1 protein-coding gene is annotated in these 1,238 nt (G+C 67.8%); it reads left to right on the top strand.

All coding sequences use genetic code 11. The features are described from left to right. Nucleotides 1-70 precede the first annotated feature (70 nt). Entirely contained in the window at nt 71-1,231 is a 1,161-nt protein-coding gene (locus D7Y15_RS43525) for an IS30 family transposase (protein ID WP_233605330.1), read from the top strand. Nucleotides 1,232-1,238 lie beyond the last annotated feature (7 nt).

Genomic DNA, 1,238 nt, shown 5'->3' with positions numbered 1-1,238 from the left:
CGGCGGTCTCAAGCGGTGAACGCACCACGTGGGTGCTCACCATGGCACCCTGCTTGATGGGAGGCACAGGGTGCGAGGCCGAGGGAAAGCAGCAAGGCTGACGGGTGAGGACAGGCTGGAGATTCGGCGGCGTGTCATCGCTGGCGAGAGCTTCGAGCAAGCGGCGCTGGCCATAGGCTGCTCGAAGAAATCCATTCAGAGGCTCCTGGTGAAGACAGGCGGAGTGGCGCCGCGCGCGCGCCCGCGCTCGCCCTTGCGCCTGTCGCTGCAGGAGCGCGAGGAAATCTCGCGCGGCGTACAGGCAGGTGAGTCGATGCGCGCCATCGCGCGTCGTTTGGGACGCTCAGCGTCCACCGTGTCGCGCGACGTGGCCGCGACGGGCGGCCGGAGGAAGTACCGGGCGTGGAGTGCCGAAGAAGGCGCTGAGCGCAGGGCGCGTCGTCCCAAGTACTGCAAGCTCGCCGCGAGCAGCCCACTGAGGGACGCGGTGGAGCAGGGCCTGGCCCGGCGCTGGAGCCCCCAGCAGATTGTCGCCAGACTACGCTCGGCCCATCCCGAGCAGCCCCACATGCGCGTATCTCACGAAACCATTTACCGCTCGCTCTTCGTGCAGGCGCGAGGCGCGCTACGCAAAGAGCTCGCCGCCTGCCTGCGTACAGGCCGGACCCAGCGCCGGCCCAGCAAGCGCAACGACGTAGGCGGACAGCTGCGCGACATGGTGATGCTCAGCCAGAGGCCGCCAGAAGCCGAGGACCGCGCCGTCGCGGGCCACTGGGAGGGCGACCTCATCATCGGCAAGGCAGGCAAGTCCGCCGTCGGCACCCTCGTGGAGCGCCACAGCCGCTACGTGATGTTGCTTGAGCTGCCGCACGGCCGGACGGCAGAGCGCGTCCGCGAGGCCCTGACAGAGCAGATTCAGCGGCTGCCCGAGCACCTGCGCCGCTCGCTCACGTGGGACCAGGGCAAGGAGATGGCTGAGCACGCACGCTTCACCATCGACACCCAGGTACAAGTCTACTTCTGCGACCCGCACAGCCCCTGGCAGCGTGGCAGCAACGAAAACACCAACGGCCTGCTGCGCCAATATTTCCCAAAGGGCGTGGACCTGAGCGCCCTCTCCGGCAAGCAACTCGACGCCATCGCGCACGAACTTAACGGGCGCCCGCGTCAAACGCTTGCATGGCGAACGCCTGCCGAAGTATTCGCGTCAGCTGTTGCGACGACCGCTTGAGAGCGCC

Source organism: Corallococcus sp. AB030 (assembly GCF_003668965.1).
Classification (GTDB): domain Bacteria; phylum Myxococcota; class Myxococcia; order Myxococcales; family Myxococcaceae; genus Corallococcus; species Corallococcus exiguus.
Note: the sequence above shows the minus strand (reverse complement) of the source record. Positions and strands in the feature narration are given on the sequence as shown.